Annotated in this window: 28 protein-coding genes and 1 pseudogene; 9 read left to right on the forward strand and 20 right to left on the reverse strand. The window is 70.2% G+C overall.

Going from position 1 to position 23,599, the window contains the following annotated elements; genetic code table 11:
• Positions 1-62: 62 nt before the first annotated feature.
• The 5 genes from OG446_RS00460 to OG446_RS00480 form a co-directional block, all read right to left on the reverse strand.
• Entirely contained in the window at positions 63-1,004 is a 942-nt protein-coding gene (locus OG446_RS00460; protein WP_328892088.1) for an SDR family oxidoreductase, read from the reverse strand.
• Between the two features lie 65 nt (positions 1,005-1,069).
• A complete protein-coding gene (locus OG446_RS00465) occupies positions 1,070-1,693 on the reverse strand; it encodes an NADPH-dependent F420 reductase (RefSeq protein ID WP_328892089.1) in 624 nt (207 codons plus the stop codon).
• A 62-nt stretch (positions 1,694-1,755) separates the two neighbouring features.
• On the reverse strand, positions 1,756-2,658 hold the full coding sequence (locus tag OG446_RS00470) for a TIGR03619 family F420-dependent LLM class oxidoreductase (protein ID WP_328892090.1): 903 nt from the start codon (positions 2,656-2,658) through the stop codon (positions 1,756-1,758).
• 144 nt (positions 2,659-2,802) lie between these two features.
• Positions 2,803-3,426 carry an NADPH-dependent F420 reductase gene (locus OG446_RS00475; protein WP_328892091.1) on the reverse strand — a complete coding sequence of 208 codons (624 nt, stop codon included), beginning with the start codon at positions 3,424-3,426 and terminating at the stop codon, positions 2,803-2,805.
• Positions 3,427-3,497: 71 nt separating this feature from the next.
• Positions 3,498-4,232 (reverse strand): SDR family NAD(P)-dependent oxidoreductase, encoded by a 735-nt coding sequence (locus OG446_RS00480; protein ID WP_328892092.1) that lies wholly within the window; start codon positions 4,230-4,232, stop codon positions 3,498-3,500.
• A 159-nt stretch (positions 4,233-4,391) separates the two neighbouring features.
• On the opposite strand from OG446_RS00480, the gene OG446_RS00485 reads away from it, so the two are divergent.
• Positions 4,392-5,303, forward strand: a complete 912-nt coding sequence (locus OG446_RS00485) for a LysR substrate-binding domain-containing protein (protein ID WP_328892093.1) — start codon at positions 4,392-4,394, stop codon at positions 5,301-5,303.
• 337 nt (positions 5,304-5,640) lie between these two features.
• Here OG446_RS00485 and OG446_RS00490 read toward each other — a convergent pair whose 3' ends face one another.
• The 3 genes from OG446_RS00490 to OG446_RS00500 form a co-directional block, all read right to left on the reverse strand.
• On the reverse strand, positions 5,641-6,060 hold the full coding sequence (locus OG446_RS00490; RefSeq protein WP_328892094.1) for an SRPBCC family protein: 420 nt from the start codon (positions 6,058-6,060) through the stop codon (positions 5,641-5,643).
• A 119-nt stretch (positions 6,061-6,179) separates the two neighbouring features.
• Positions 6,180-6,836 (reverse strand): class F sortase, encoded by a 657-nt coding sequence (locus tag OG446_RS00495; RefSeq protein ID WP_328898159.1) that lies wholly within the window; start codon positions 6,834-6,836, stop codon positions 6,180-6,182.
• Positions 6,837-7,085: 249 nt separating this feature from the next.
• Entirely contained in the window at positions 7,086-7,607 is a 522-nt protein-coding gene (locus tag OG446_RS00500; protein ID WP_328892095.1) for a hypothetical protein, read from the reverse strand.
• A gap of 310 nt (positions 7,608-7,917) precedes the next feature.
• Between OG446_RS00500 and OG446_RS00505 the strand changes: the two genes are divergently transcribed.
• On the forward strand, positions 7,918-8,625 hold the full coding sequence (locus tag OG446_RS00505) for a DUF2470 domain-containing protein (RefSeq protein ID WP_328892096.1): 708 nt from the start codon (positions 7,918-7,920) through the stop codon (positions 8,623-8,625).
• 94 nt (positions 8,626-8,719) lie between these two features.
• Here OG446_RS00505 and OG446_RS00510 read toward each other — a convergent pair whose 3' ends face one another.
• On the reverse strand, positions 8,720-9,634 hold the full coding sequence (locus OG446_RS00510; RefSeq protein WP_328892097.1) for a serine hydrolase: 915 nt from the start codon (positions 9,632-9,634) through the stop codon (positions 8,720-8,722).
• Positions 9,631-10,503, reverse strand: a complete 873-nt coding sequence (locus OG446_RS00515) for a LysR family transcriptional regulator (protein WP_328892098.1) — start codon at positions 10,501-10,503, stop codon at positions 9,631-9,633. The genes OG446_RS00510 and OG446_RS00515 overlap by 4 nt, the downstream gene beginning before the upstream one ends.
• A 213-nt stretch (positions 10,504-10,716) precedes the next feature.
• Here OG446_RS00515 and OG446_RS00520 point away from each other — a divergent pair, with 213 nt between their 5' ends.
• On the forward strand, positions 10,717-12,369 hold the full coding sequence (locus tag OG446_RS00520) for a penicillin-binding transpeptidase domain-containing protein (RefSeq protein ID WP_328892099.1): 1,653 nt from the start codon (positions 10,717-10,719) through the stop codon (positions 12,367-12,369).
• A 215-nt stretch (positions 12,370-12,584) separates the two neighbouring features.
• Here the strand turns inward: OG446_RS00520 and OG446_RS00525 are convergent, their stop codons facing one another.
• Positions 12,585-13,685 carry a M20 family metallopeptidase gene (locus tag OG446_RS00525; RefSeq protein ID WP_328898160.1) on the reverse strand — a complete coding sequence of 367 codons (1,101 nt, stop codon included), beginning with the start codon at positions 13,683-13,685 and terminating at the stop codon, positions 12,585-12,587.
• A gap of 265 nt (positions 13,686-13,950) precedes the next feature.
• Here OG446_RS00525 and OG446_RS00530 point away from each other — a divergent pair, with 265 nt between their 5' ends.
• Positions 13,951-14,865, forward strand: a complete 915-nt coding sequence (locus OG446_RS00530; protein ID WP_328892100.1) for a LysR family transcriptional regulator — start codon at positions 13,951-13,953, stop codon at positions 14,863-14,865.
• Between the two features lie 201 nt (positions 14,866-15,066).
• A pseudogene (locus OG446_RS00535) lies at positions 15,067-15,219 on the forward strand (DUF1707 domain-containing protein); the annotation flags it as partial.
• A 43-nt stretch (positions 15,220-15,262) separates the two neighbouring features.
• Here the strand turns inward: OG446_RS00535 and OG446_RS00540 are convergent.
• Positions 15,263-16,378 (reverse strand): oxidoreductase, encoded by a 1,116-nt coding sequence (locus OG446_RS00540; RefSeq protein ID WP_328892101.1) that lies wholly within the window; start codon positions 16,376-16,378, stop codon positions 15,263-15,265.
• Positions 16,379-16,430: 52 nt separating this feature from the next.
• Between OG446_RS00540 and OG446_RS00545 the strand changes: the two genes are divergently transcribed.
• Together OG446_RS00545 and OG446_RS00550 are read left to right on the forward strand one after the other, a co-directional pair.
• On the forward strand, positions 16,431-16,853 hold the full coding sequence (locus tag OG446_RS00545) for a MerR family transcriptional regulator (protein ID WP_328898161.1): 423 nt from the start codon (positions 16,431-16,433) through the stop codon (positions 16,851-16,853).
• Entirely contained in the window at positions 16,837-17,265 is a 429-nt protein-coding gene (locus OG446_RS00550; RefSeq protein ID WP_328892102.1) for a pyridoxamine 5'-phosphate oxidase family protein, read from the forward strand. The genes OG446_RS00545 and OG446_RS00550 overlap by 17 nt, the downstream gene beginning before the upstream one ends.
• A 65-nt stretch (positions 17,266-17,330) precedes the next feature.
• On the opposite strand, the gene OG446_RS00555 is transcribed toward OG446_RS00550, so the two are convergent.
• The gene (locus OG446_RS00555) at positions 17,331-17,882 is read right to left on the reverse strand and encodes an ArsR/SmtB family transcription factor (protein ID WP_328892103.1); all 552 of its coding nucleotides are present in this window, start codon (positions 17,880-17,882) and stop codon (positions 17,331-17,333) included.
• Between the two features lie 150 nt (positions 17,883-18,032).
• Between OG446_RS00555 and def the strand changes: the two genes are divergently transcribed.
• The gene (gene def, locus OG446_RS00560; protein ID WP_389257168.1) at positions 18,033-18,647 is read left to right on the forward strand and encodes a peptide deformylase; all 615 of its coding nucleotides are present in this window, start codon (positions 18,033-18,035) and stop codon (positions 18,645-18,647) included.
• A gap of 42 nt (positions 18,648-18,689) precedes the next feature.
• Here the strand turns inward: def and OG446_RS00565 are convergent, their stop codons facing one another.
• Both OG446_RS00565 and OG446_RS00570 read right to left on the reverse strand, forming a co-directional pair.
• On the reverse strand, positions 18,690-19,025 hold the full coding sequence (locus OG446_RS00565) for an NIPSNAP family protein (RefSeq protein ID WP_328892105.1): 336 nt from the start codon (positions 19,023-19,025) through the stop codon (positions 18,690-18,692).
• Positions 19,026-19,091: 66 nt separating this feature from the next.
• Positions 19,092-19,565 (reverse strand): carboxymuconolactone decarboxylase family protein, encoded by a 474-nt coding sequence (locus tag OG446_RS00570; protein ID WP_328892106.1) that lies wholly within the window; start codon positions 19,563-19,565, stop codon positions 19,092-19,094.
• A gap of 153 nt (positions 19,566-19,718) precedes the next feature.
• Between OG446_RS00570 and OG446_RS00575 the strand changes: the two genes are divergently transcribed.
• Complete coding sequence (locus OG446_RS00575) at positions 19,719-19,907, forward strand: DUF6381 family protein (RefSeq protein WP_219566791.1); 189 nt, start codon at positions 19,719-19,721, stop codon at positions 19,905-19,907.
• Positions 19,908-19,995: 88 nt separating this feature from the next.
• Here OG446_RS00575 and OG446_RS00580 read toward each other — a convergent pair whose 3' ends face one another.
• The 5 genes from OG446_RS00580 to OG446_RS00600 form a co-directional block, all read right to left on the reverse strand.
• Positions 19,996-20,394, reverse strand: coding sequence for a DUF6221 family protein (locus tag OG446_RS00580; RefSeq protein WP_328892107.1), 399 nt, complete (start codon positions 20,392-20,394; stop codon positions 19,996-19,998).
• Positions 20,395-20,560: 166 nt separating this feature from the next.
• A complete protein-coding gene (locus OG446_RS00585) occupies positions 20,561-21,007 on the reverse strand; it encodes a nitroreductase family deazaflavin-dependent oxidoreductase (protein WP_328892108.1) in 447 nt (148 codons plus the stop codon).
• 343 nt (positions 21,008-21,350) lie between these two features.
• Positions 21,351-21,866 carry a DinB family protein gene (locus OG446_RS00590; RefSeq protein ID WP_328892109.1) on the reverse strand — a complete coding sequence of 172 codons (516 nt, stop codon included), beginning with the start codon at positions 21,864-21,866 and terminating at the stop codon, positions 21,351-21,353.
• A gap of 41 nt (positions 21,867-21,907) precedes the next feature.
• Positions 21,908-22,690 carry a DUF4389 domain-containing protein gene (locus OG446_RS00595; RefSeq protein ID WP_328892110.1) on the reverse strand — a complete coding sequence of 261 codons (783 nt, stop codon included), beginning with the start codon at positions 22,688-22,690 and terminating at the stop codon, positions 21,908-21,910.
• 133 nt (positions 22,691-22,823) lie between these two features.
• Entirely contained in the window at positions 22,824-23,429 is a 606-nt protein-coding gene (locus OG446_RS00600) for a VanZ family protein (RefSeq protein ID WP_443050014.1), read from the reverse strand.
• Positions 23,430-23,599: the final 170 nt, after the last annotated feature.

A 23,599-nucleotide genomic window follows, 5' to 3' on the forward strand; every position in this document is an offset into this window, starting at 1 on the left:
CTCGTCGTAAGAGCCTCGCTCTTGCCATGCGCCGGACTCGTCGCGACCCGGGCCCCCTGCTGTCAGCCGGCGGGGAAGTAGTGGCCGTTGTCCAGATCGGCGAGGAGGCGGGGCTGAGCCGGCTCCCAGCCGAGGGTCCGGCGGGTGATGAGGTTGGACGTCGGGTAGCTCTGCGTGACGACGTTCGTAAGGAAGCCGAAATGTGCCGGCAGGATCAGCTCGTCCAGGGGAACGCTCACGGCGGGCAGGCCGAGGCGGCTGCCGATGGCCTCGGCGATCTCGCGGAACGGGACGCCCCCGTCCTCGACCGCGTGCCAGTAGCTGCCGGCCGGGCCCTTCTCCAGCGCCAGTCGGAACAGGGAGGCGGCATCGCGGGCGGGCACGGCGTTCCACCGGTTCGCGCCGTCTCCGGGGTAGCCGGCGAAGCCCTTCTCCTTCGCGAGCGCGATCAGCATGGGGAGAAAGCCACGATCGGTCGTGCTGTGCATGATGTTGGCGATCCGCACGACCGAGGACCGTACCTTCTGCTCGGCGAGTCCGATGACGGCGGACTCCACGACGTTACGGGCCCGCAGGGTGCCCTTGTGCTCGTCGCCGACGGGCAGTGCCGGGTCCTCCTCGGTACCCGGCCGGCCCAGGTACGTCCCGGTCCCGGGCGAGCCGATGCTCCCCGCCGCGACCAGCGGCTTACCGGTCCCCGCGAGGGCCTCGCCGTACGCGAGCATGACCGGGAGCTCCGCGGCGGCCACGGCCGCCATCCCGCCGGACGGAAGCAGGTCCTGCCGGTGCGCGACGTGGATGACGCCGTCGGAGTCCGCGGCCGCTTCCTTGAGCCCGTCGAGGTCCTGGAGGTCGCCGCGGCGTATCTTCGCGCCGAGCGCGGACAGTGCCGCGGCGGCCGTGTCCGACCGGACGAGGCCGGTGACCTCGTGTCCTGCGGCGATGAGTTCGGGGATGATGTACGACCCGGAATGGCCGGTCCCGCCAGTGACGAAGACACGCAAGGTACTGCTCCTTGTCAGTGATGTGGTGCGCGAAGTGCTGGTGCGGGGTGGTGGTGCGGGTGTGCTCAGCCGCGGAGGTCGACGCCGAGGGCGATGTCGAAGGTCCCCGCGCCGTTCCGGGCCAGGCCCATCAGCAGCGGCCCGATCCCTTCCAGCCAGCGGGCCATCTCCAGGCCGCCGACATCGAGGGGACGCAGTCCGAGGCTCGCGATGAACGCCGACACGTCGGCCTTGGCCCGTGCGTCGTCTCCGGCGAAGAGCACGTCCAACGGACGCTCCTGGACCAGGACATGGCCGAACACTGTGTTGAACGCCTTCACCACGTGCGCGCTCGCCGGGGCCGCCTTGGCGATCTCCTGCGCACCGGACGTGCCCTCGGGAGTGACCACTCCGGTGGCGTCGGCGTCGAAGGTGTTGGAGATGTCGATGATGACCTTGCCGGCCAAGGCATCCCCGTACTGGGCGACGACCGGAACGGCGCTGGTGTAGGGCACCGCGAGGACAACGATGTCGCCCTCAGGGACGGCGCCGAAGGTCCCCACCGTGGCCCCGGCGCCGAGCTCGGCGGCCAGGCCCTTGGCCTTGGCGGCGTCGCGGCCGATCAGCTCGACGGAGTTGCCGCCCGCTACCGCACGTGAGGCGATGGCGTGGGTCATGCCCCCCAGACCGATGAAACTGATACTGCTCATGGTGAGACTCTCTTCCTCTGATCCGAATCGAGCGGCTTGCCCGCCCGTCGTTTCTTCGGTGGTCACAGCCGGCCGGTACGCTCGATCACCTGGCCGGCGAAGTCGAGCAGCTGGTCAAGGCCGGCGAACATCGTGAAGGCATCGAAGTACGCCTCATCGACACCGGATTCGGCGTACCGCTTCAGTTGGTCCGCGACCGATTCGACGGATGTGCCCGGCTCGAGGTTGATCCGCATGGCCGTCTTGAGTGCGTCGGGATCACGGCCGGCCTCCTCCGCCGCTCGACGCGCGATCGACCACAGGCGGCCTGCGCCCTCGTCCTGACTACTGACCGACGCGGCGGGCGCCGGCCCTTCGACCCCGAGCCAGCCGACCCCGCTGCGGCCGACCCGGCGCATCGCCGCCTCGCTGGCACCACCGATCCAGATGGGCGGCCCGCCCGCCTGGACCGGACGGAGGTCGGCGTGTACAGGTGGCATGGTGAAGAACTCGCTGTCCCAGGACACGGGACTCGTGGTCCACCACGCCCGCAGGAACGCCAGCATGTCATCGAGCATCTTGCCGCGCCGGCTCCAGTCCGCGCTGCGGGCGACGTCGTACTCCTGCTTCATCCACCCCACCCCCACACCAACGCCGAGGCGGCCGCCGCTGAGCACGTCGAGCGTGGTCAACTGCCGGGCCAGGTGCGGCGGCTCGTAGTAGAACGTGCTGAGCGTGCTGGTGTTCAGGCGCACCCGGTCGGTCGCCGCCGCAGCGACGGTCAACAGCAGCATCGGATCGAAGGAGCGGGCCATCTGTGGCCCCCGGTCCAGATAGCCGTTGCCCAGATCAACCGGCGTGACCAGGCGATCGCCGACCCACAGGGTGTCGTAGCCGAGGTCCTCGAGTCCGCAGACGAAAGCGCTCAGGGCGGGGGCGTCGCTGATCGCAGGCCCGACAAGGGGAATCACCACACCGAGCTGCATTGCGTTGGGCCTCCTCGGGCGAACTATTTCGCCACTATTGACATCTGACTTCTGAAATCTGAAATCGACGAGTCGGTGGTTCCACCAATGAGCCAGAGCGCACGGCGCCCTGCTTTCCGATTGCCTGGTCAGCCGGCCCGGGGGTCAGTCCGTAAACTCGTTGACGCCCAGGGCGAAGTTCCCGTGGCCGATCCCGTTACCGGCGAGGCCTACCGTGAGAACGCCCGCTCCTTCGAGCCAATGCGCCATTTTCAGGCCTCCGACGTCCAGCGGGCGCAGTCCGAGGCTCTCGATGAACGCCGCGACATCCGCCTTGGCCTGCGGGTCGTCACCGGCGAAGAAGACATCGGGCCGGCCGTTCTCCAGAACGCCGCGGAAGATGGTGTTGAAGGCCTTGAACACGTTGGCGTCGGCCGGGGCCACCTTGGCGACCTCCTGCGCGATCGAGGTCTCCTCGCTGTGGGCCAGGCCATCGCCCGTGGTGTTGAACGGGTTGCTGATATCGACGATGGTCTTGCCCGCGAGGGCGTCCCCGTACTGGGCGACGGTCGGAACGACCCCGTCGTACAACATGGCCGTGATGACGATGTCCCCGGCCGGGACGGCGCCCCACTCACCCGTCGTCGTGCCGCCGCCCAGCGTCTTGGCCAGGCCCTCGGCCTTGGACTGATCGCGTGCCATGATCTCGACGGTGTTGCCGCCCGCTACCGCGAGCGCGCCGATCGTGCGGGCCATGTTCCCCGCACCGATGAAGGTGATGCTGCTCATGATCTGTGCTCTCTTCCTGTTCTCGGGGGCGCCTTTTCTCCGGGCACCGCTCTGTCGCGTTCGTGCGTGGTTCAGATAGCGGTGGTGCCGCCGTCGGCGACCAGCTCCAGACCGTTGACGTAGCTGGAGTCGCCGGAGGCCAGGAACAGGGCGATCGTGGCGATCTCCTCGGGGCGGCCCATCTTTCCGCGGGGGATCAGGGACTCGAAGGCAGTCCTGGTCGCCTCGTCGAACAGCTCTTCCTGCTTGGCCGTGCCGACCTGGCCGGGGGTCAGGACGTTCACCCGGATCTTGCGGTCGCGGAGCTCGTTGAGCCAGACACGGGCAAAGGCCTGCTGGACGGCCTTGCTTCCCGCGTAGAGGCTCCAGCCGGGGAAGGCGCCGAGGGAGGCGTTGGATCCGGTCATCACGATCGATCCGTGGTCGTTGATCAGCGGCAGTGCCTTCTGCACGGTGAACAGGGTGCCGCGGGCGTTGAGCGAGAAGGAGCGGTGGAACTGTTCCTCGGTGATCTCGCCGAGCATGGCGGGCTCACCCGTCCCGGCACTGGCCCACAGCACGTCGATCGAGCCCTTCTCCCGCTTGACGGTGTCGTACAAGCGGTCCAGGTCGTCAAGGTCCGACGCGTCACCCTGGACGGCCGTGACGTTGCGGCCGATCAGTTCGACGGCCTCGTCCAGTGCTTCCTGCCGCCGGGCCTGGATGAAGACATGCGCTCCTTCCTCGACGAAAAGCTTGGCCCCGGCCAGTGCCAATCCGGTGGATCCACCGGTAATTACCGCTACCTTGCCATCGAGCTTTCCCACGATCACTCCATTGAATTGATGATCAGTAATTACCGAGTCTGAATTCTTGTACCGAATTCTCTCGGCCCCATGAACGATGCCATTCGCCTGGGCGGGTGTCCAAGACCCGTTTCAACCGTGGTGATAACCTCAAGGCATTGCCGGACCGGGAGGGGCCCCATGGATCTGGATCTCCGCAAGTTGCGCTACTTCGTCGCCGTCGCCGACAGACTGCACTTCGGCCGCGCCGCCGAGTACCTGCACATCGCGCAGCCGGCGCTCAGCCGGCAGATCCGCGCGCTGGAGCAGGACCTCGGCGCCCCTCTGTTCACCAGGGACAGCCACGGCGTCACGCTGACGGACGCGGGCCGGCAACTCCTGGACGACGCCGGTCCGTTGCTCGCCTCCGCGCAAGCAGTCAGGCGCCGGGTGACGGCGGCTGCCCGTGGCGGCCAGCGGCTGGTGGTCGGTTTTCGGGCTGGGATCCCGGTCATCCCCGCGGCGCGAGAGTTCGGTGGCCGCCATCCCCACGTGGTCGTGGACGTGCAGCGCATGGAATGGGACGACCAGGTCCCTATGCTGCTTGACGGCCGCGTCGACGTCGGCTACGTGCGGCTGCCCATCGACGAGACCGGCCTGCGCCTGATGCCGCTCTACACCGAGCCGCTCATGGTGGCGCTGCCCGCGGGCCACCGGCTGGCCGGCGAGAAGGAGGTCACCGAGGCGGACCTGGCCGGTGAGCCGCTGATCTGGCATGCCGACCCGAGCACGCAGCCCACCAGACGTCCGCACCCCGACTCCGGGCTCCGGGTGCGCGGAGTGGAGGAGAAACTCGAGCACGTCGCGGCCGGCCGCGGCATCTCATTCGTGGGGCGCTCGGAGACCGTGTTCTACTCACGGCCGGACATCAGGTACGTGCCCGTCCTGGACCTGGCGCCCGACCAGGTATTCGTCGCGATGGCAGCGTCGCGCACCTCGCCGCTGGCCGACGACTTCTTCGCCGCGGCTCAGGCGACGGCTGGGATCACGGCAGAATGCGGGAACTATGAGATGTGGCAGCTGGTGACCGACGCCGCTGCACAGCGTGGTTGAGCAGTTCGGCTGACAACAGCAGAAGCCGGCCTCCGGTACGCGTATGCCCTGTGGCGCGCTGATCGACGGAGTGGTTCGTTCCCGATCATGGCGGTGTTCACCGCCGCCGACCTCCGCTGCGGGCCCGATTGGGAGGCCCCGCTCAGGGCGGGGGCGGTGCGCCGGATCAGGGCCAGTTCGGCCAGGGGTGCCGGCGCGTCCCCGCACCCAAGCAGTGCTTCACGACGCCGTGCCCGCAGTACGACCTCGGGGCACTCGCGCCGGAACCATGGCCGGACGGAGGGGCCTGACAGCACGCGGCACCCGGTCCTGTCCGCACCGCACGGCACGCCGGTGGTCACGAGCCCTGCGGAGACTCCATCAGTTCCTTGAGCCGCTCCAGGTCGGCGGCGACCATGTCGGCGTCGCGCCGGAAGTCGGGATCGCTCGTCCCCGGCCGTCGGCGCAGGGTGAACACGACCTCGCTGCCGGTGCCGTCCGCGATGACGCGGACGGGATTGTGCACGGTTTCCCCGGACGGCAGCGTGACGTCGTGGTCGAGTACGCCCAAGTCATTGGGGGGCGTGAAGGCGACGACGACCCGTCCCATGGGTGAGGATTCCGCGACCCATCGGCCGTCGATCTGCTCGATGGAGCCTCCCAGTCCCTGGGCCCACGCAGGGAGGTTGGCCGGGTCGGAGGCGAAGGCGTAAACGGTCTCGGCCGGGCCGGCGATATGGATACTGATGTGGCGCGATTCGTGTTCGGTGCTCTTCATGGCGGCGAGAATATCGGGTCGCTTCCCTCATTTCTTGAAGAAAACGGACTCGGCCGGCCGCACCCAGGCCGCCGCGCGGCTGTCCTCCCCAAGACGCCGCGTGTACGCCGCAGCCGCTTCTAGCGGCTGGGCCCTTGCGCTCCCTGCCGCCCCTTCTCCAGGACGGACGTGAGGCGCGCGTAGGCCACGACATTGCCCTCGTATCCGGCCTTCGGCGAGAAGCCGCCGCCGCAGGTGAGTACGCGCAGTTCCGGATCCGAGGTGTTCGCGTAGACACGGTCGGCCGGGAATTCGGCCTTGCTGACGACCTCTACGGCATACACGGAGAAGACCGCTGTGGTGCCGTCGGTGCGGGCGATCTCGATGCGGCGTCCCTTCTCGAGTGCGCCGAGTCCGTAGAAGACGGCAGGGCCCGCCTTGTTGTCCACATGGCCCACGAGCACGGAGGTGCCCGACTCGCCGGGAGTGACGGAACCGTCGTACCAGGCTGCCAGGTTGTTGTCCGCCAGGGGCGGTGCGTCGATCCAGTCGTCCGCGCTCAGACCCACCTTTCCGACGGGAGCATCGACGTCCAGGAAGGGGATCGTGATCCGTTCGGGCAGGGAGCGGGTGAGGGGCTCGGGAAGCGGTCCTTCCGGCCAGGTGCCCGCAGCCGAGTCGCCGGACCGGGCGCCTGCCGCCGACGCGGGCTGCGGGGGGCCGTCGCCGCCGAGGCCCTGCCGGATCAGCGACAGACCGAGCAACAGGGCGATGACGAGGGTGCCCCAGCCCGGCACCTTACGACCGCCGTCCTTCTTGCTGCCGTCCCGGCTGCCCTCGCCGGCCCCGTCGGCCCCGCGGTCCCCGCCACCCCGGCCTTCCACGGCCTTGCGGCGGCCGAACAGGCCCTGGCGTACCGGTTCCGGGGGTTCGGCGGGTTCGATCCACTCGTGCCACACGGCTCTGTGCACGTCTTCTCCGCCTTCTGTCCTGTGGTTCCCGGACCGGGCCCCTCGGCAGGACCCGGTCCTTCAGCGCTCGCCCGGTCAGGCGTTGCTGCCGGAACGGCGGCGCATCTTGTAGGCACCGAGTCCGAGCGCGCCCGCGACGAAGGCGGCTCCCGCGCCGATCTCACCCGGGCTCATGGCGGAGAGGCTTCCGCCGGCTCCGGCCCGGACGCCATTGCCCGGCATCACCGGGCCCGTGTGGTCGTTGCGGCCCGATCCCTCGCGAATCGTCAGCGGCGTGGTGCCCTTCTCCCCCTTGCAGTCGAAGGTCACGTCGTACTCGGCGCCGGGCTTGGCGTCGTCATCGACGCGCGCGGTGGCCGAGTGACCCTCCTCAAGGGTGACGGTGTCGAACACTCCCGAGCTGACGGTCACGGACGGGACCTCGCACCCGGTCGCGTTGAGGGTCACGGTGCCGCCGGGGGCCACCGTCGACGGGGAGACGGTGAAGCCGAACGACGTGATGTTGTGGTTCCCGTCGTCGGCAAGGGCCGCCGGAGCGGCGACTCCCAGAGCGGCGGCACCGAGCAGGGCGACAGAAGCGACACGTATCACGCGCATGATGGTTCTCCGGATTCTCGAGAAGCAGCTGTGGGCCTTTTGTCCTCACAAGCGAGCAATGCCCCTCGGCCCGGGTGACGCTAAGCGCCGCCCGAACGGCTCGCCACTCGGCTCCTGCCGGGCCGGCGCCGAATGGAGCAGCACCCGCGCGACCCTCACGGCACGTCAGCACCCCCACGCGCGGACCCGCCTTCGCCCCCGGTCGCGTTCAGGCCATATCCCCTCCCCCTGCCCCGCAACCCCATCACTTAGGTTAGGTTAGGCATGCCTTAGTTACTAAGATCTGCCACCCTCCCTCAGGAGACCCTGGATGCGCCCTTTCAGCGCCCGCATCACGCAGCCGACTCCCGCCGAGCGCATGCTGTCGATCCTCACCGGCGCCCATTCGATGACGGTGGTGAGTGACGGCCTCGACCCCGTCGAGGTCCATCGCCTCGACGGCACGCCCGCGATGGGGCATGTCCACCTCCACGAGCCGTCCGGGACCGGCCCCGCGCATCCGGCCGCACCCGTCCCGGTCCGGCTGGAGTTCACGGATGTCGCGCCCACACCCGTACGCGACCGGCTGCGCGCCCGGGTCACGATGACCGGGCTGCTGGCCGCACCGTACGACGCGGAAGCCGCCGGCAGCGTCTGCATGGAGTTCGGCCAGGCGGTTCTCGACGACGGCGGGGGCCGCACGTTCGTTCCGCTGTCCGCTCTCCAGACCGCCACCCCTGATCCGGTCGCCCCGCACGAGGCGGACATGCTGACTCACCTGATGGACAGTCATGCAGAACTCGTACCGCTCCTGCTGCGCCTCGTGCGCCCCGCGCCGGACAGGAGCATGCTGCGCGCTCTCCCTGTGGCGCTGGACCGGTACGGCATCACCCTGCGCCTCGAGTACCCCCGCAAGCGGCGCGACGTACGGCTGCCGTTCGCGACGCCGGTGACCGGGATGAACCAGGCCGCGCCCCGGATCCACGCCCTGCTGACGGCCGCCCGTCGCGCTTCCCACCCCAGCCGGCTGTTCGCCTGACGCCGTTCGGAGCCCGGTTCGCGGTGTCCGGGGAAGCCCGGCGGCGGCCATCGCTCCGTCACACCGGCACCACAGCGACGAGGGGGATCTCCGCTCAGGTGCCCCGGGTTCCCCGCAGTTCCTCCACGGCGGCCCGCGCCGCTGCGCCGATCACGGCGTCGGCGCGGGGCAGCTTGTTGTCGGCCCGGGCGGCCTGGGTGAACACCACCGCCGTATAGGCGCTGCCGTCCGCGAGTTCGACGACGCCCGCCTCGTGGCGCAACGCGCCGAAGGTGCCGGTCTTCCCGTAGACGGTGACGTCGTCGTAGGGGAAGCCGGAGGCGAGCCGGTGCGTCCACGGCTGGCTGCGCATGACCTCGCGCATGAAGGCGCAACTGTCCTCGGAGGCGGCCTGTCCGGTCCAGATCGCGCGCAGGAGGCGTGCCATGTCCGACGCCGTGCTGGAGGCCTTGAACGCCGGGTCGTACACGCCCGCCGGTACGACGGCGTCGTTGTCGCTCACCCGTGCCAGCGCGGCGTCCAGCGACCGGGCGCCCGTTTCGGCGACGAGCCGGCTGTACGTGCTGACGACGCCTCCGTGGATATGGGTGCCTGGCATGCCCAGTTCCTGGCACATGGCGTCGACCGCGTCGGCGCCGACCTCCCCGAGAACGGCGGCGGCCGCGGTGTTGTCGGAGATGCTCATCATCTGCGTCACGAGGTCGCGCAGTGACATGGTGACCGGGTCCCGCAGGAGCGAGACGCCGGTCGGGCCGGGGACGCGGTCCGCCGGATCCAGGGTCAGCCGACGGCGGGGGTCGATCAGACCCGCATCCGTGAGCCGGCAGAAGGCGGCCATGAGCGGCACCTTGTAGACGGATCCGATGGGCAGTGGGACGTCGGGATCGATCGTGACTCCGGCCGACGGTCGGTGCAGTTCCGCCACGTGCAGCCAGCCGCGGACTCCCGCGTCGTCGAACATGCCGCGGATGGTGCGCTCCACGCCACTGCCGCGCCGCAGGCCCGTCACCGTGCCGCCTTCCGGTCCAGGGCGTCCTCGAGCAGTCGCGCCGTCGAGGCCGTCTCGTCCGAACCGGAACGTCGTGGGTTCCAGGCCACGCGCAGCCGCAGGGGCAGTGGCGGATCCGTCGCCGCCCGGCGCACGACCCCGGAGGCTGTCAGCGCGTCGTCCGCCGTGACCAGCACCGCCTGGCCCGACGCGACCAGGGCGAGACCCGCACGCTCATCGGCGACCGCCACGGTGTCCACCCGGCGCCCGCGGCTGGCCAGCGTGTCGATGAACAGGTCGTGGGCCGCCGGCGCCTCGGCGCGCGGACGCACAGCGAAGGGAAGGTCCAACGGCACGCCACCGCCTGCCTGTTGGCGGCCGGTGGGGGCAAGGACCCAGGTCGGCAGCAGGATCACGCGACCGGCGGCCAGCCCGTGCAGTACGGAGGGGTGCCGGATCACCGCCAGGTCGAGCCGCCCGGCCTCGACATCACTGAGCAGCGCGGCCGTTGACCCGGTCACCATCCCGATCCGGGTCCGTTCGCCGGCCCGGACGGGCGCGGATGCCACATCGGCTGCCAGGGGTGCCGGCACTTCGGGGGCCAGCCCGAGCCGCAGGCGCCGCCCGTCCGCGTGCTCACGGGCACCGGTCTCCCGCAGCTCGGCGAGGGCGGCCAGGGCCCGGCGGGCGTGTGGCAGCAGCAGCGCCCCCTCCTCCGTGAGGAACACCCCGCGCTCGCGGTCGAACAGGCGGACTCCGAGCAGGGCCTCCAGCCGGCGCAGGCCCTGCGACAGTGGTGGCTGCGTGATGCCCACACGCTGAGCGGCTGTACCGAAGTGCTCCTCCTCCGCCAGCGCGACAAAGATTTCCAGATGCCGTTCGGTCAGCACAGCCCCTCCTGACGTGCGGCGATACGGTCTGCGAATCACCCTGATGCCGAGAGCGTATTCGACATACGACCAGGCGGCGGGTTTGACTCCCGGCGGGGGTTGCCCACGAGGGCTTCGGCGGGGCGGCTGACGGTCTGCCCGCACATGTGTGCCCCCGCCGACGCCGGGGTGGACCCCGGCCGGCGGTCGGACGGAATCGGAACGGAGAGCACCTTGAGGCGTGCCCGCAGCCGGAACACGTACACGGGCTACGAGCCGAGGCGCCGCGGACGGCGGCCGCTCGGCATCCTCGTGGCCCTTGCCCTGCTCGCCGGAGGCGGCTACGGCGCCTACAGCCTCTGGGGCGGCGATACGGAAGGGGACGATCCGCAGGTCGCCGCCGCCCGGAAGCCCTTGGCCGGGTTCCTCGAGGCATGGGAGAGACATGACGCGAAGGGGGCCGCGGGCCACACGGACACGCCCGACAACGCCGCGTCACTGCTCACCTCGGTCCTGACCAACCTCAAGCCCTCGCGAACCACCATCGTCAACGACAGCGGCCGGAAGGAGGGCGACGGCAAGGTCCGCTTCCCCTTCTCCGTGGCCATGGAGGTTCCCGGTGCGGGTGAGGTCACCTGGCGCTCCCGGGCACAGGTGAACCGGATCTCCGGGACATGGAAGGTCGAGTTCACCTCGCCGATGATCCACCCGGAGCTGAAGCCGGGGCAGACACTCGCGCTCAAGGCGGACGACACCCGGGCGAAGGTGCTCGACAGCCGGGGCCGGCCGTTGCGGGCCGCGTCGCTCGTGGGCACCGTCGACCCGGTCAGCGGCAAGGGAACCTCGGGTCTTGAGGCCCGGTACGACAAGGTGCTCTCCGGAGGCAGGAAGGCGGGCAAGTCCCTCGTGGTGGCGGACCGGCAGAGCGGACTCGCTCTCAGGAACCTCGGCACAGCCGGGTCCGCCGAGGGCCGTCCGGTCCGTACCACCATCGACTCACGGATCCAGACGGCGGCAGCCGACGCCGTGGCCGGGACGGATCACCAGGCGGCCCTCGTCGCCATCGATCCGCGCAACGGCCATATTCTGGCCGCGGTCAACCGGCCCGGCGGCCTCAACCGTGCCCTCGAAGGGCGTTACCCGCCCGGCTCCACGTTCAAGGTGGTCACCACGGCGGCTCTGCTGAAGGGCGGCACCCGGCCGGCAGACCGCGCGGCCTGCCCGAAGTTCGCTCACGTCAACGGCCAGCGCTTCGAGAACCAGGGACAGTTCTCGCTCCCGGCCGGCTCGACGTTCACCGACGTCTTCGCCCAGTCCTGCAACACCTACTTCGTCAACGCCCGCAGCCGGCTCTCCGCCACCGATCTGCGGGATGCCGCCCAGGCGTTCGGGATCGGGGGCAGCTGGGACGTGGGGACGACCACGTACGACGGCAGTGTGCCGGTCACGACGAGCGACAACGACAAGGCGGCGGCCACCATCGGCCAAGCACGGGTCCAGACATCGCCGCTGGTCATGGCCTCCATCGCGGCCACCGTCAAGAACGGCGCCTTCAGCCAGCCGGTTCTGGTGCCGGACGCGGTGAAGAAGAGGTTCACCGCTCCGGCGGCGCTCGATGCCGAGGTCACCCGTCAGCTCCGCGAGCTGATGCGTGCCACGGTGACCTCGGGATCCGCCCGCGCGTTGCGCGACCTGCCCGGGCACCCGCACGCGAAGACCGGAACGGCCGAGTTCGGAACCGGGAAGCCGCCCCGCACCCACGCCTGGATGATCGGCTATCAGGGCGACTCCGACCTCGCGTGGGCGGTCCTCCTGGAGGACGGGGGGTCCGGCGGCGCCGACGCGGGCCCGGTCGCCGCACGGTTCCTGCGCAACCTGGCCCGCTGAGCGGACGACGGTGCCCGGAGGGGGCGCGGGACCGCGCCCGAGGCCGGGGTCAGCTCCGCACGCCGTTCGCAGCCGCCCGGCGCAGCAGAGGTCCGACCAGGGCGGGTTGCGTGCCCATGGCCAGAAACGCCAGGCGTCCGGCCCCTCGCCGCTCGACCTCGAAGCGGTGAAAGGCCATCAGGCCACGGCCCATTCGGCCGGTACGTTCCAGCACGTCATCGCCTCGTGCGCGCGATGAGTTCGGCCAGCAGCCGGGCCCGGGGAACCATCCGGGTGACGTCCACGTATTCGGAATCCGCGTGGGCTCCGGCGCCCACGGCCCCGAGTCCGTCCAGCGTCGGACAGCCCATCGCCGCGGTGTAGTTGGCGTCGGAGGCACCGCCGACAGCCATCCCCCTCAGCGGCTCCTGACCCTGATCGGCGGCAACCCGGGACGCCAGTGCGAACAGGGCGGCGGACGACTCCGGGCCCATCGGCGGCCGCTGGCCTCCGCCCCGTACCTCCAGTCGCGCACCCGGAACACGGGGAGTCATCCCTCGTACCAGTACATCGATCGTCTCCTGCGCCTCCGCGCTGGGCGCCCGCACGTCGACCGTCAGCCGCGCCAGTGCGGGAACGGTGTTGCGTGCGCTACCCGCCGACAGGAGGGTGGGCGTGATGGTCGCCGCGCCCAGGGGGCCGCCGCCCGCAGCTGCGGCGGCCGATGCTCCCAGGCCGGCGACGGACAGCACCTGGTGAGCTGCCTCGATGGTGGCGTTGACCCCCTTCTCGGGCTCCTGGCCCGCGTGCGCGGCCTTGCCGTGCACCACGATCTCGTAGCGCGACGTGCCCTTGCGGGCGGTCTTGAGCGCGCCCTCGTCGTCGGCCGATGCCTCCAGCACGAACGCGGCGGCGCACCCCGCGGCGGACTCCTCGATCAGCCTCCGGGAGGTCGTGGAGCCGACCTCCTCGTCTCCGTTGACGATGACGCACACCCCTTCCGGTGAGGGGAGGGACGCCAGCGCGTGGAACATCTGCACCAGCCCCGCCTTCATGTCCAGAACTCCGGGACCGCGCGCTCTGCCGCCCGCCACCGACCAGGGACGGGTCCGGATCGAGCCCATGGGCCACACCGTGTCGTGATGCCCGACCAGCAGGACCTTCGGGACACCGAAGGACCACCGCAGGTGGCTCACGCCCCCGATCACGATCCGTTCCGGTGCGGCCCCCAGCAGCCTCGTCCCGAGGGCGGCGACCACCCCCGCGCTGCGCGCCACTGCCTCCAGGTCGGAGGAGAAGGACTCGCACCGTACGAGTGTCTCCGCATCGCTCAGCATCGTCGGCAGGGAGAGGACTCCCTCCCCCGTCACCGGGACCACCCCGTCATCACTTTCCTGTGTGTCAACACATGTCTCCCTAGGGCTATTTGGACCACAGATGAGCGACGGGGCACGTATGACCGCTGCGACACCGCCGTGCGAACGACGTTAGGGCGGAGCCCGGCATACCACTAGCGACTGGATTGCATGAAAGCCATGCGTCCGAGGAATGGGAGAGCAAGAATGACGGACAAGGTCGTCGGCAACTGGGGGTGGTGAGCGGGTGTTCGAGAACGATGCGCTTCGGCTGCTCGTGGCCGTGGCGAAGTGTGGTTCGTTCACGCAGGCGGCTGTCCGGCTCAACTACACGCAGTCCGCGGTGTCCCGGCGGATCGCCGCGCTGGAGCAGCAGGCGGGCGGCCCCTTGTTCGACCGGCTGCCCCGGGGCGTCAGGCTCACTCCCGCCGGCCGCGCACTGCACCGGCACGCCACCGAAGTACTGGACCGGTTGGTGAGGGCGGAGCGGGAACTGGCCGTGCTCCACGCCGGGCAGGGCGGACTGCTGCACGTCGGCGCGTTCGCCACCGCCAACATCTCTCTGGTACCCGGCGCCCTGCGGCTGCTCCGGGATACCCGTCCAGGGGTCGAGGTCGCGGCATCCGAGGGCCCGACCGAAACCCTCATGCGGCGGCTCACGGACGGCGCCCTCGACCTGGCCGTCGTCAGCGACTACCCGTCCGGTCTGCCGCAGACCGACGGTGTGACCACGACGGTGCTGTGCGATGACGAGTTGTTCGTCGTACTGCCCCAGGGACACCGACTGGCCGAAGCCGGAACGTTCGACCTGCGCGAACTACGCGACGAGGCATGGTTGCAGAGCGCATACGGTGACCGCCCCACGATGCTCGCGGACGCCTGTGCCCGAGCGGGCTTCACCCCCAGGAAGGTCATTCGCATCGCGGAATGGACCGGAAAGTTCGGCTACGTGGCCGCGGGACTGGGGGTGGCACTCGTTCCTTCGCTGGCCGCCCGCGCGGTCCCTGACACGCTGGTCCTGTGCCGGCTCACCGACCCCGCCCTGCGCCGGATCGTGCACGTCGCACTGCCCACCACCCCGCTCCCGGCCGCCCTGGAGCTGCGCGACCTGCTGCGTGCCGCGGCCGGAACCCGGGACACGGTGCACGGGCCGGCCCGATGAAGCACCTTCGACTTCGTTGATCCGGCCCGCAGTTCCCGAATGCGGGCACAGACTCCGTCGCCCGCCCAGGCCTTGTCCCAATTCGCGATCGACAACGTCGCGGTGCCCCGTGCCCCCGGGCCGGCATGCGGGCTTGACGGGTGAACTGCCGTCGGCCGACGACTCCTCAGGGCGTGATGAACGGCCGGACTTCGGGCATCCGACCGTGAGCGGGGCCAGGTGGTGGAGACGCTCCCGGTGGCCGCGGGCGACGGCCGGCTCATCGCGGCCGGACTGGATGAACGCCTGCACGCCGCGCTCTCCGCCCGGAACGGGATGGGCCGGCTGACTCCCGGAACGGTACGGGCCGGCTGACTCCCGGAACGGTACGGGCCGGCTGACTCCCGGCTCGTACCGTTCAGATCCGTGCGAGCACGGGATAGTCGTTGTACCCCTCCTCCCCGTGGACGTGCATCAGGAACTCGGGGCGGATCTCGTTGAGCGGCGCGCCCGTGCGCTGTCGCTCGACGAAGTCGGGGTTGGCGAGGAATCCGCGTCCCAGGGCGATCAGTTCGGCGCCCTCGCCCAGGAGCCGCTCCCCTCGCTCCATGCCGCCGTCGGCCGCTGCCTCCTCCCGCGACAGCGCCGGGTTGGCGATCAGCGTGCCCGGCCAGGCCTTGCGGAGCCGGGAGAAGAGGGGCTGGTCCGGGTCGGCGTGGACCACGTGCAGATAGACGGGGGCGATGCGCGCGAGTGCGGGCAGGAGGGCCGCGTAGAGGTCCTCGGTGTCGCCCTCCTCGACGCTGTTGACGCCCGCTCCGGGCGAGATGCGTACGCCGACCCGCTCCGGACCGATGGCCTCCGCGACGGCCCGCGTCACCTCGACCGTGAAGCGGATGCGGTTCGCTGCCGGGCCGCCCCACGCGTCGGTGCGGCGGTTGGTGTTCCCGGCCAGGAACTGGTGCAGCAGATGACCGTTGGCGGAGTGCACCTCCACTCCGGCGAAGCCTGCTTCGACCGCGTTGCGGGCCGCCGCGGCGAAGTCGGCGATGGTGGACCTGATGTCCCGCGCCGCCATCTCACGGGGTGCGACGCCTTGCCGGAGCCCGCCCGGTGTCTGCAGCGTCTCCGGGAAGCGCACGACGGACGGTGCGAGCGGGAGGTGACCGCTGGTGTCGGGGTGACCGACCCGGCCGCCGTGCTGCAACTGGAGGAACATCGGGCTCCCGCCGGAAGCCGCACGCACCGCGTCGGTCACCCGACGCCATCCGGCGATCTGCGCGGGGCTGTGGATACCCGGGATATGCGGATAGGTCTGTCCGACGGCGTTCGGGGTCGTGCCTTCGGCGATGATCAGACCGGCCGAGGCGCGCTGCGCGTAGTGGGTGGCCATCAGCTCGCCGGGTACGCCGTCGGCCCCGGCGCGATTGCGTGTCAGCGGAGCCATGACCAGCCGGTTCGCCAGTCCGATGCGACCGAGCCGGGCAGGTTCGAAGAGTCGGGATGCGGAGGATTCCTGCCGTGTGTACGTCATGCCGGTAACGTAGAACCTGACATTGATGTGAGATTCAAGTCCTGGGGTGCGTATGCGGATCGGGGAGCTGGCGGCTCGTACCGGTGTCGGGGAGCGTTCCCTGCGCTACTACGAGGAGCAGGGGCTGCTGGCAGCCGACCGGACACCGGGCGGTCACCGCGACTACCCCGAGAGGGCCGTCGACCGGGTGATCCGCATTCAGGAGCTCTACGCGGCCGGTCTGCACAGTACGAAGATCGCGCGGATCCTGCCCTGCATGCGCGACGAGGACGGCGGTCCCTCCCTGCGGGCCACCCCCGCCCTGGTCGACGAGCTCACCTCCGAGCGGACCCGGATCGACGGCATGATCGACGACCTCCTCCGCTCCCGCGAGGTACTGAACGACGTCATCGACACGGCGGCAGGCGGTGCCCCCGCGGAGCCGGACAGGAACCGGTACGAACCAGAAGGAGTTCCCCGTGCCTCTGACCCGTGAAGAACGCGAGCAGTTCCTGGCCGAGCCGCATGTGGCGGCGCTGGCCGTGGCCTCCGCCAAGGAGGGCCGGGCGCCTCTCGTCGTGCCGATCTGGTACATGTACGAACCCGGTGGCGACCTGTGGATCATGACGGGCCGCGACTCCCTGAAGGGAATCTCGATCGCCGCGGCCGGCCGGTTCTCCATGATGGTCGAACGGGTCACGCCGACCGTTCGCTACGTCTCCGTCGAGGGCAGTGTCATCGCGACCCGCGACGCCACCCGCGAGCAGCTGGTGGAGATCTCGTCACGCTATCTCCCGCCGGAAAAGGTCGACGGCTACGTCGACTTCGCGTGGCGGGAGCACGGTGAGCAGGTGGTCATCCACCTGCGGCCCGAGCACTGGCTCAGCGCCGATCTGGGCGGAGCCTGAGACCTCCACCCTCATGATGACCCCGCACGCCGGACCTGCCGCGCCGCGCGGTCGAGCGCGGGAGTTCAGCTGCCCAGGAGAGGGAACAGCCGGGTGATCGCGGCGACGGGCACCGTACCGGCGGGCCGAACCGCGGGGTCCTCGTCCCGGTCGCGGTAGCCGTCCAGCAGGCGGCGGATCGAGGCGGCGAGTTCGGCCGTCTCCGCCGGGGTGAGGTGGACGACGGCGCTGAAGGACTCGTCGTGCCGCCACTCGCCCGGTGCATCGTCCCGGTGCGCCAGCCAGTGCTGGTAACTCTCGTCCTCCAGTCCGCGTGCCGTCACGGCGAACTCCTCGGGTCCCTCCTCCGCAGGCGCCCAGCGAAGCCGCCACGGCCGCACGCGACCGCCGCTGTGCGGCGCCTCCTCGATGAGGCCGTGCCGGGCCAGCTGCCGCAGATGGAAGGAGCACAGCCCGGAGCTGTGGCCGAGCCGGGCGGCCGCCTGGGTGGACGTGACCGTGCCGACCTCGGCGAGCAGGTCCAGGAGCGCCACGCGCACCGGGTGGTCGGGCAGGCGCGGGCGGGCGCGGTGCAGCAGGGGGTCCACGCAGGGGACTTGGCGGTTCTCGTCGCTCATTTTGCAAAGGGTGCTACTTTGCAAAGCATTCGGTCAAGTGGCGCCAGGCCGGCCGGGGCCCGGACCCCGGCGGGCCGCGGCATGCACGGAAGGCGTTGATGCTCCATGGCGGTTGGGTTCGGCCACACTGCACAGGACCGCAGGGTGCGGCTGCTGGGAGAGCCGGTGGATGCGTACCCGCGGGTCGCTCCGGAGGCAGCACGGGGTTCGGTACGCCGCATCACCGTCGTCGGCGAGGAGATCCTGGGGCGCCGCTGCCGGGAGGTCACGCGGTTCGGCACGCCGGAGCTGTCGCGCCTGATCGACGACATGTTCGCCACGAATCAGGTGGCCGAAGGCGCGGGTCTCGCCGCCAACCAGGTAGACGTGGACCTGCAGTTGTTCGTGTGGGACATCACGGACGAGTGGGGGGTGCGGCATGTCGGGCACATCGCCAACCCGGTCCTGGTGGAGGTTCCGGCCGGGCAGCGCCGCCTGATCGAGGAGTCCGAAGGGTGCCTGTCGGTCCCGGGGCCCTACCGGATGGTGCCCCGCCTCGACCGCGCCGTCGTACGCGGCCGGGACAGGAACGGTGAGCCCCTGGTCATCGAGGGCCGGGGATACTTCGCGCGGTGCCTCCAGCACGAGACCGATCACCTTCGCGGCCGGCTGTATCTGGACCGGCTCGCCCAGCGGGATCGGAAGACGGCCCTCCGCGAGATGGCGGCGTCCAAGGACGAGCTGTTCGCCCGGCGCGCGGCCCTGGCCGAGAAGCTCGGCAAGTAGCGCGGAGCCGGCCCGCACCGTTACTGCGCGGAAGGCCTGCCGTCAGGAGACAAGACCGGGGGCCTCCGCCGTCCCCGTGTCCAGGGGACGCAGGAACCGGCGTTCGTAGCGGCGGATGCATCCGGTGCGGCGAGCCAGTTCGAACGCGGCCTGGCATTCGGGATCGGTGGCGCTGTCCGTGCGGTAACGCTCGTACGCGGCGAAGCCGGGGAACGAGAAGAGCGCGTAGGCGATGTCGCTGTCACCCTCGCTGGGCAGGAAGTAGCCGTGGTGGGTGCCGCCGAACCGGTTCACGAGGGCGACCCATCTCCGGCCGTACTCCTCGAAGTCCTCGATGCGGTCGGGGTCGATCTCGTACTTCAGATGAATGGTGATCACTGACCCCATGATGCCTCAGCGGACGGCGGCGTCCGGCCTCCGTCCGTGCCGGATCACCGGTGCCGACTACCCGAACTGGCCCGGCTGGTAGTCACCCGCGGGCTGCTGGACGATGACGTTCACCCGGTTGTAGGCGTTGATGAGGGCGATGAGCATCGCCAGGGCGGCGAGCTGGTCCTCGTCGTAGTGCTTGGCGGCGTTCGCCCAGGCCTCGTCCGTGACGCCTCCCGCCGCGTCCGCGATGCGCGTACCCTGCTCCGCCAGCTCCAGCGCGGCGCGCTCGGCGTCGGTGAACACGGTCGCCTCCCGCCAGGCGGCGACCAGATGGAGACGGATCGCGGTCTCCCCGGCGTGTGTGGCGTCCTTGGTGTGCATGTCGGTACAGAAACCACAGCCGTTGATCTGACTGGCACGGAGCTTCACCAGCTCCTGCGTGGCGGCGGGCAGGGTCGAGCCCACGATCACCTTGTCCGCCGAGTTGATGTACTTGAAGAACTTGGCCCCGGCCGCGTTGGCGAACAGGTTCAAGCGAGCGTTCATGGTGCGCTCCCGTGCCGTCGTCGATGGATACCACTGTCCGACAGGACAGGTCGCACCGCATTCCGTAGCGACGCGTGACCGTTCGAGATGCAGGTGTGTGGGCGCGCTGATTCGCTGGTGGGGTCGGCTCTCCCCCGAGACCCAGGAGTGATCATGAGTGTTGCGGACGAAACCGGCGGCCGAGCGGAGCGCATTCGTGCCAAGGCGCAGGAGATGAAGGAGGCGGCCGAGCGGGTCTCCGATCCGCAGGAGCGCCGGCGTCTGGAGGACAAGGCGCGCCGGCTCCAGGAGCGGAGCGATCAGGTGTCGACCAAGGGCGAAGGCGGCACGAACCCGCTCTGACCGGACGACGACCGCTCGTGGACGGCAGCGGTCGGCCCGGGCGCTTCCCCGTGCCGGGAGAGGCGAGCCGTCTCCCGGCACGACGTGCCTACTGCGTGAACCGGGGCAGCCACTTCACCTGGTAACCGGGGTGCCCGGCGTGTTCCGCGGCCATCTGCCGGACCACGAACCCCAGGCCGAAGGCCCTGCCCGAGGCGAAGTCCCGCTGCGGGCGGTCGACGTCCAGCGCGGCGACCTCCGCGTACTCGTCCAGGAGCACTCTGTTGGTCTCGATGCGCTGGAGGGTTCGCGCGGGGTCCTGCAGAGCGATGTGGCGGTCGTAGCCGTGCGTCCTCAGGGTGAACGCGATGGCGCCGGTCCGGTCGTGGATCTCGCCGGGCACCTCGGCCGGGCACCGCCACCCCTGGCCGCCGGCCGCACGTGCGGCGTCTTCTTCCTCGTCGAGGCGCGCCCGGACGAAGGCGACCAGCTCGGAGTTGTCTGTCATGTGGTTGTGCATCCTTCCGCTCGGCCCCACGCCTCAGGAGCCGTGCTGGAGCGTATCCCGTCGCCCTGTCCGCCCCGGGACCGCCCGTACGACGGGACGGACCCTCCGGGCCGGCCGCACCCGTATCGCTTGATGCACCCGGCCCGGCCGCCTGTGCCCCTGGTTTTCAGTGGCCGGCGTCCACGGGTTCCAGTACGAGAACGGGGATCTCCCGGTCGGTCTTCTCCTGGTAGTCGGCGTAGTCGGGGTACGCCTCGACGGCGCGCTCCCACCAGAGCGCCTTCTCGTCGCCGGTCACCTCACGGGCGGTCATGTCCCGGCGCACCGGGCCGTCCTGCAGTTCGGCACGCGGGTCGGCGGTGAGGTTGTGGTACCAGACCGGGTGGCGCGGAGCCCCGCCCAGTGAGGCGACCACTGCGTACGAGCCGTGGTGCTCGACCCGCATCAGGGGCGTCTTGCGGATCTTTCCGCTCCTGGCGCCGAGCGTCGTCAGGACGATGACCGGCATCCCCCGCATGGTCGTCCCCTCCGTCCCGCCCGAGCTCTCGTACTGCTCGACCTGGTCACGGACCTGGGGGGTGGGGCTCGGTTCGTACTCGCCCTGAAGCGGCATGGCAGTTGTCCCGTCGTCGACATCCGGTCGCGGCGCTCATCGGCCGCGTCCCTTCATCATGGCTTCAACATCACCGGCCGCCGGAAAACTCCGCTCCCCCGACGTGTCGGTCCGCGCGAACGCTCCGGCCCGGCTCATCCGGTGTCGGTGCGCCCCCTGGCGCGGTTCATTCCGATGGCGCTGTCGTTCGCCGGATGACGGAACGTACGGATCCTGCGCCCCCGCACACCGTGGCGATCCGCATCCCGAACGTCTTCATGGCGAAGGCGATACCGCGGCCCCGGCAGGAGTCCCTCACCCCGGTCATCCCGTTGAGGAGGAAGCCCTCCGTCCGCGGCCCGCCTCAGTCCCCGGTCACTCCGTCGAGGCGCTCGCGCACCAGATCGGCGTGGCCGATGTGGCGTGCGTACTCGCCGATCATGTGGACGTGCACCAGGCGCAGCGAGAAGACCTCGCCGTTGTGGACGAACGTGTCGTCGAACGACGCACCGGCGATGATCTCGTCCGCCAGCCGGCACTCCTCGACCAGCCGGGCGTAGTCCTCGGCGGCCCGGGCCGGATCGAGGTCCTCGAAGTCCGCGTCCTTGCCCTTCTCCGGGTCGTACATGGGGGCGAGGTCCTGGCCGGCGAACCGTTGCCGGAACCAGGTGCGTTCGACCTTGGCCATGTGGCGGAGCAGTCCGAGCAAGGAGAGGTTCGAGGGCGGGGTGGTCCGCTCGGCGAGCTGCTCGCCGGTCAGGCCGGCGCATTTCTGGAGAAGGGTGGCGCGGAACCATCCCAGGTACCCGGTGAGCATCTCCCGCTCGGCGGCGACGAGCGAACCGTCGGTACGGGTGACTTCAGGTGCTGTCCATGTCATCCGACGATCATGCCGGTCGACCCGCGGTTCGCACGACTGTTTTACGCCTGCATCCCGTAATCCGTTTCGTCGGACGACGAGCGGGTCACGGAGGTCGTGATGCTGCCGATGAGCCCGAGGACCAGGAAGAGCACCAGCAGCGCCTTGCCCGCGGTGCTCATGACCAGGGGCCTGGTCGCGGAACGCCCCTGCTGTTCCGGAACGGAGAGCGCGTCCTCGCCGAAGAAGCCCTTGGGGTAGGCGGGGCTGAGCATCGTCACGTAGGCGGACACACGCATCTCGTAGCGGAGGGTGGCCGCCGTGGCTTCGAAGAGCGGGCGGGGCATACGTCCGAGAACCAGCGTGATGATCCACCACACGATCGCCAGGGCCCACCAGCCGTACGTGGCGAGGCTCTGCACGATGGCGGCGGGGATGACCAGGATCAGCCGGAAGAAGACGGCCAGCCGGTTGAGCCGGGTCGGCCGGACATCGATCCGGACCGGATAGGCAGACGGCTGGGTCAGCGTGAACGGCGGGTAGCTGTCGACGAGGAGCATGCTGCTCGCGGCGACCCGGGTGCGGTAGGCGAGGGTCGCCGCGAGAAAGCGGAAGACGGGTTCGGGCAGCCGTCCCAGGACGAGGGCTGCGAACCAGCCGAACACGACGGTGAAGAACGCCGCGATCCCCAGGAAGAACAGCACGATGAAGTGCGGGACCAGCAGGAGGAGACGGAACAGCACGGTGAGGCGGCGCTGGCGGGCCGGTTCGATGACATCCAGCACCGGCAGGAATTCATCGGCGTCGCCGGCCCTGCGCCCCGGGCTCCACTGCGCGTCGGCCATGTCGCTCCCCTTCGGCGGGTGATCCGTACGCCGGCGGGTCCATACGGCGTCATCTCACGCTGGGACCACCCGGGACGGCCCGCAATCGGCGACGGGCCGATCGAGTGCCCGCCGGCCTTCCCCCTGCCGCCGGTCAGCGCTTACGGCCGCGCCTGCGGGTGAGACGCGTACGTACTCCCTGCCGCGCCCTCGTCCAGGACGTGGCAGCCCGTCCGGTTCGCTTCGCGGTCGGCTTCGCGGTCCTCGGACGTGCGGGCTTCTGCCGCCGGGCCGGGGCCGGGACGGTCTCGCGCCACGGTTCGGCGGCCAGCACGTGGTAGCGGTGGCTCAGACGCCGCCCCAGCACCAGATAGCCGAGCAGCGCACCCGCCGTGTTGAGAATGACGTCGTCGATGTCGAAGGCCCGCCCCGCGACCAGCGCTCCCTGGACCAGTTCGACGACGACGATGACCAGCACGGTCAGCAGGACCATACGGACCATGCGCAGCCGTCGTGGCACGAGCACGGGCAGCAGCACGCCGAACGGCATGCCCAGCACGAGGTTGCCCCCGGCCTGCTTGCACGCGGCGAGGAAGGTGTAGTCCTCGGCGTACTGCCGCAGCGAACGCCCCGGGCGGAGATTCGACGTGACGAGATCCTGCGAGGCGGGCGACGGTGTGAGTGTCACCTTCGCCAGCACGACGGAGAACCCGACCATGGCCAGGAACACCGCCACCAGAATGGTGACCTGAAGCAGCACATGACTCCATGCCCGGTGCCGTGTCCCGTTGCGCGCGTCTCTTTCCGCCTCTGCGTCCATGGGCGACAGGTGCCCCCGAGCGGCCGCACCACACCTGACGTCTGCGCACCGGCCGCTCGGACCGGCGTGGTGCGGCGCGGAAGGGCGCGGGCCAGACTGACTGCACGTGC

It is taken from the genome of Streptomyces sp. NBC_00236, assembly GCF_036195045.1.
Lineage (GTDB): Bacteria > Actinomycetota > Actinomycetes > Streptomycetales > Streptomycetaceae > Streptomyces.

Excerpts from the sequence above, each read along its gene's own strand:
- OG446_RS00465 (WP_328892089.1), bottom strand. The coding sequence starts at position 1,693 with ATGAGCAGTATCAGTTTCATCGGTCTGGGGGGCATGACCCACGCCATC.
- OG446_RS00470 (WP_328892090.1), bottom strand. The coding sequence starts at position 2,658 with ATGCAGCTCGGTGTGGTGATTCCCCTTGTCGGGCCTGCGATCAGCGAC.
- OG446_RS00475 (WP_328892091.1), bottom strand. The coding sequence starts at position 3,426 with ATGAGCAGCATCACCTTCATCGGTGCGGGGAACATGGCCCGCACGATC.
- OG446_RS00485 (WP_328892093.1), top strand. The coding sequence starts at position 4,392 with ATGGATCTGGATCTCCGCAAGTTGCGCTACTTCGTCGCCGTCGCCGAC.
- OG446_RS00490 (WP_328892094.1), bottom strand. The coding sequence starts at position 6,060 with ATGAAGAGCACCGAACACGAATCGCGCCACATCAGTATCCATATCGCC.
- OG446_RS00500 (WP_328892095.1), bottom strand. The coding sequence starts at position 7,607 with ATGCGCGTGATACGTGTCGCTTCTGTCGCCCTGCTCGGTGCCGCCGCT.
- OG446_RS00505 (WP_328892096.1), top strand. The coding sequence starts at position 7,918 with ATGCGCCCTTTCAGCGCCCGCATCACGCAGCCGACTCCCGCCGAGCGC.
- OG446_RS00525 (WP_328898160.1), bottom strand. The coding sequence starts at position 13,685 with ATGCTGAGCGATGCGGAGACACTCGTACGGTGCGAGTCCTTCTCCTCC.
- OG446_RS00540 (WP_328892101.1), bottom strand. The coding sequence starts at position 16,378 with ATGACGTACACACGGCAGGAATCCTCCGCATCCCGACTCTTCGAACCT.
- OG446_RS00545 (WP_328898161.1), top strand. The coding sequence starts at position 16,431 with ATGCGGATCGGGGAGCTGGCGGCTCGTACCGGTGTCGGGGAGCGTTCC.
- OG446_RS00555 (WP_328892103.1), bottom strand. The coding sequence starts at position 17,882 with ATGAGCGACGAGAACCGCCAAGTCCCCTGCGTGGACCCCCTGCTGCAC.
- OG446_RS00570 (WP_328892106.1), bottom strand. The coding sequence starts at position 19,565 with ATGAACGCTCGCTTGAACCTGTTCGCCAACGCGGCCGGGGCCAAGTTC.
- OG446_RS00575 (WP_219566791.1), top strand. The coding sequence starts at position 19,719 with ATGAGTGTTGCGGACGAAACCGGCGGCCGAGCGGAGCGCATTCGTGCC.
- OG446_RS00580 (WP_328892107.1), bottom strand. The coding sequence starts at position 20,394 with ATGACAGACAACTCCGAGCTGGTCGCCTTCGTCCGGGCGCGCCTCGAC.
- OG446_RS00585 (WP_328892108.1), bottom strand. The coding sequence starts at position 21,007 with ATGCCGCTTCAGGGCGAGTACGAACCGAGCCCCACCCCCCAGGTCCGT.
- OG446_RS00590 (WP_328892109.1), bottom strand. The coding sequence starts at position 21,866 with ATGACATGGACAGCACCTGAAGTCACCCGTACCGACGGTTCGCTCGTC.
- OG446_RS00595 (WP_328892110.1), bottom strand. The coding sequence starts at position 22,690 with ATGGCCGACGCGCAGTGGAGCCCGGGGCGCAGGGCCGGCGACGCCGAT.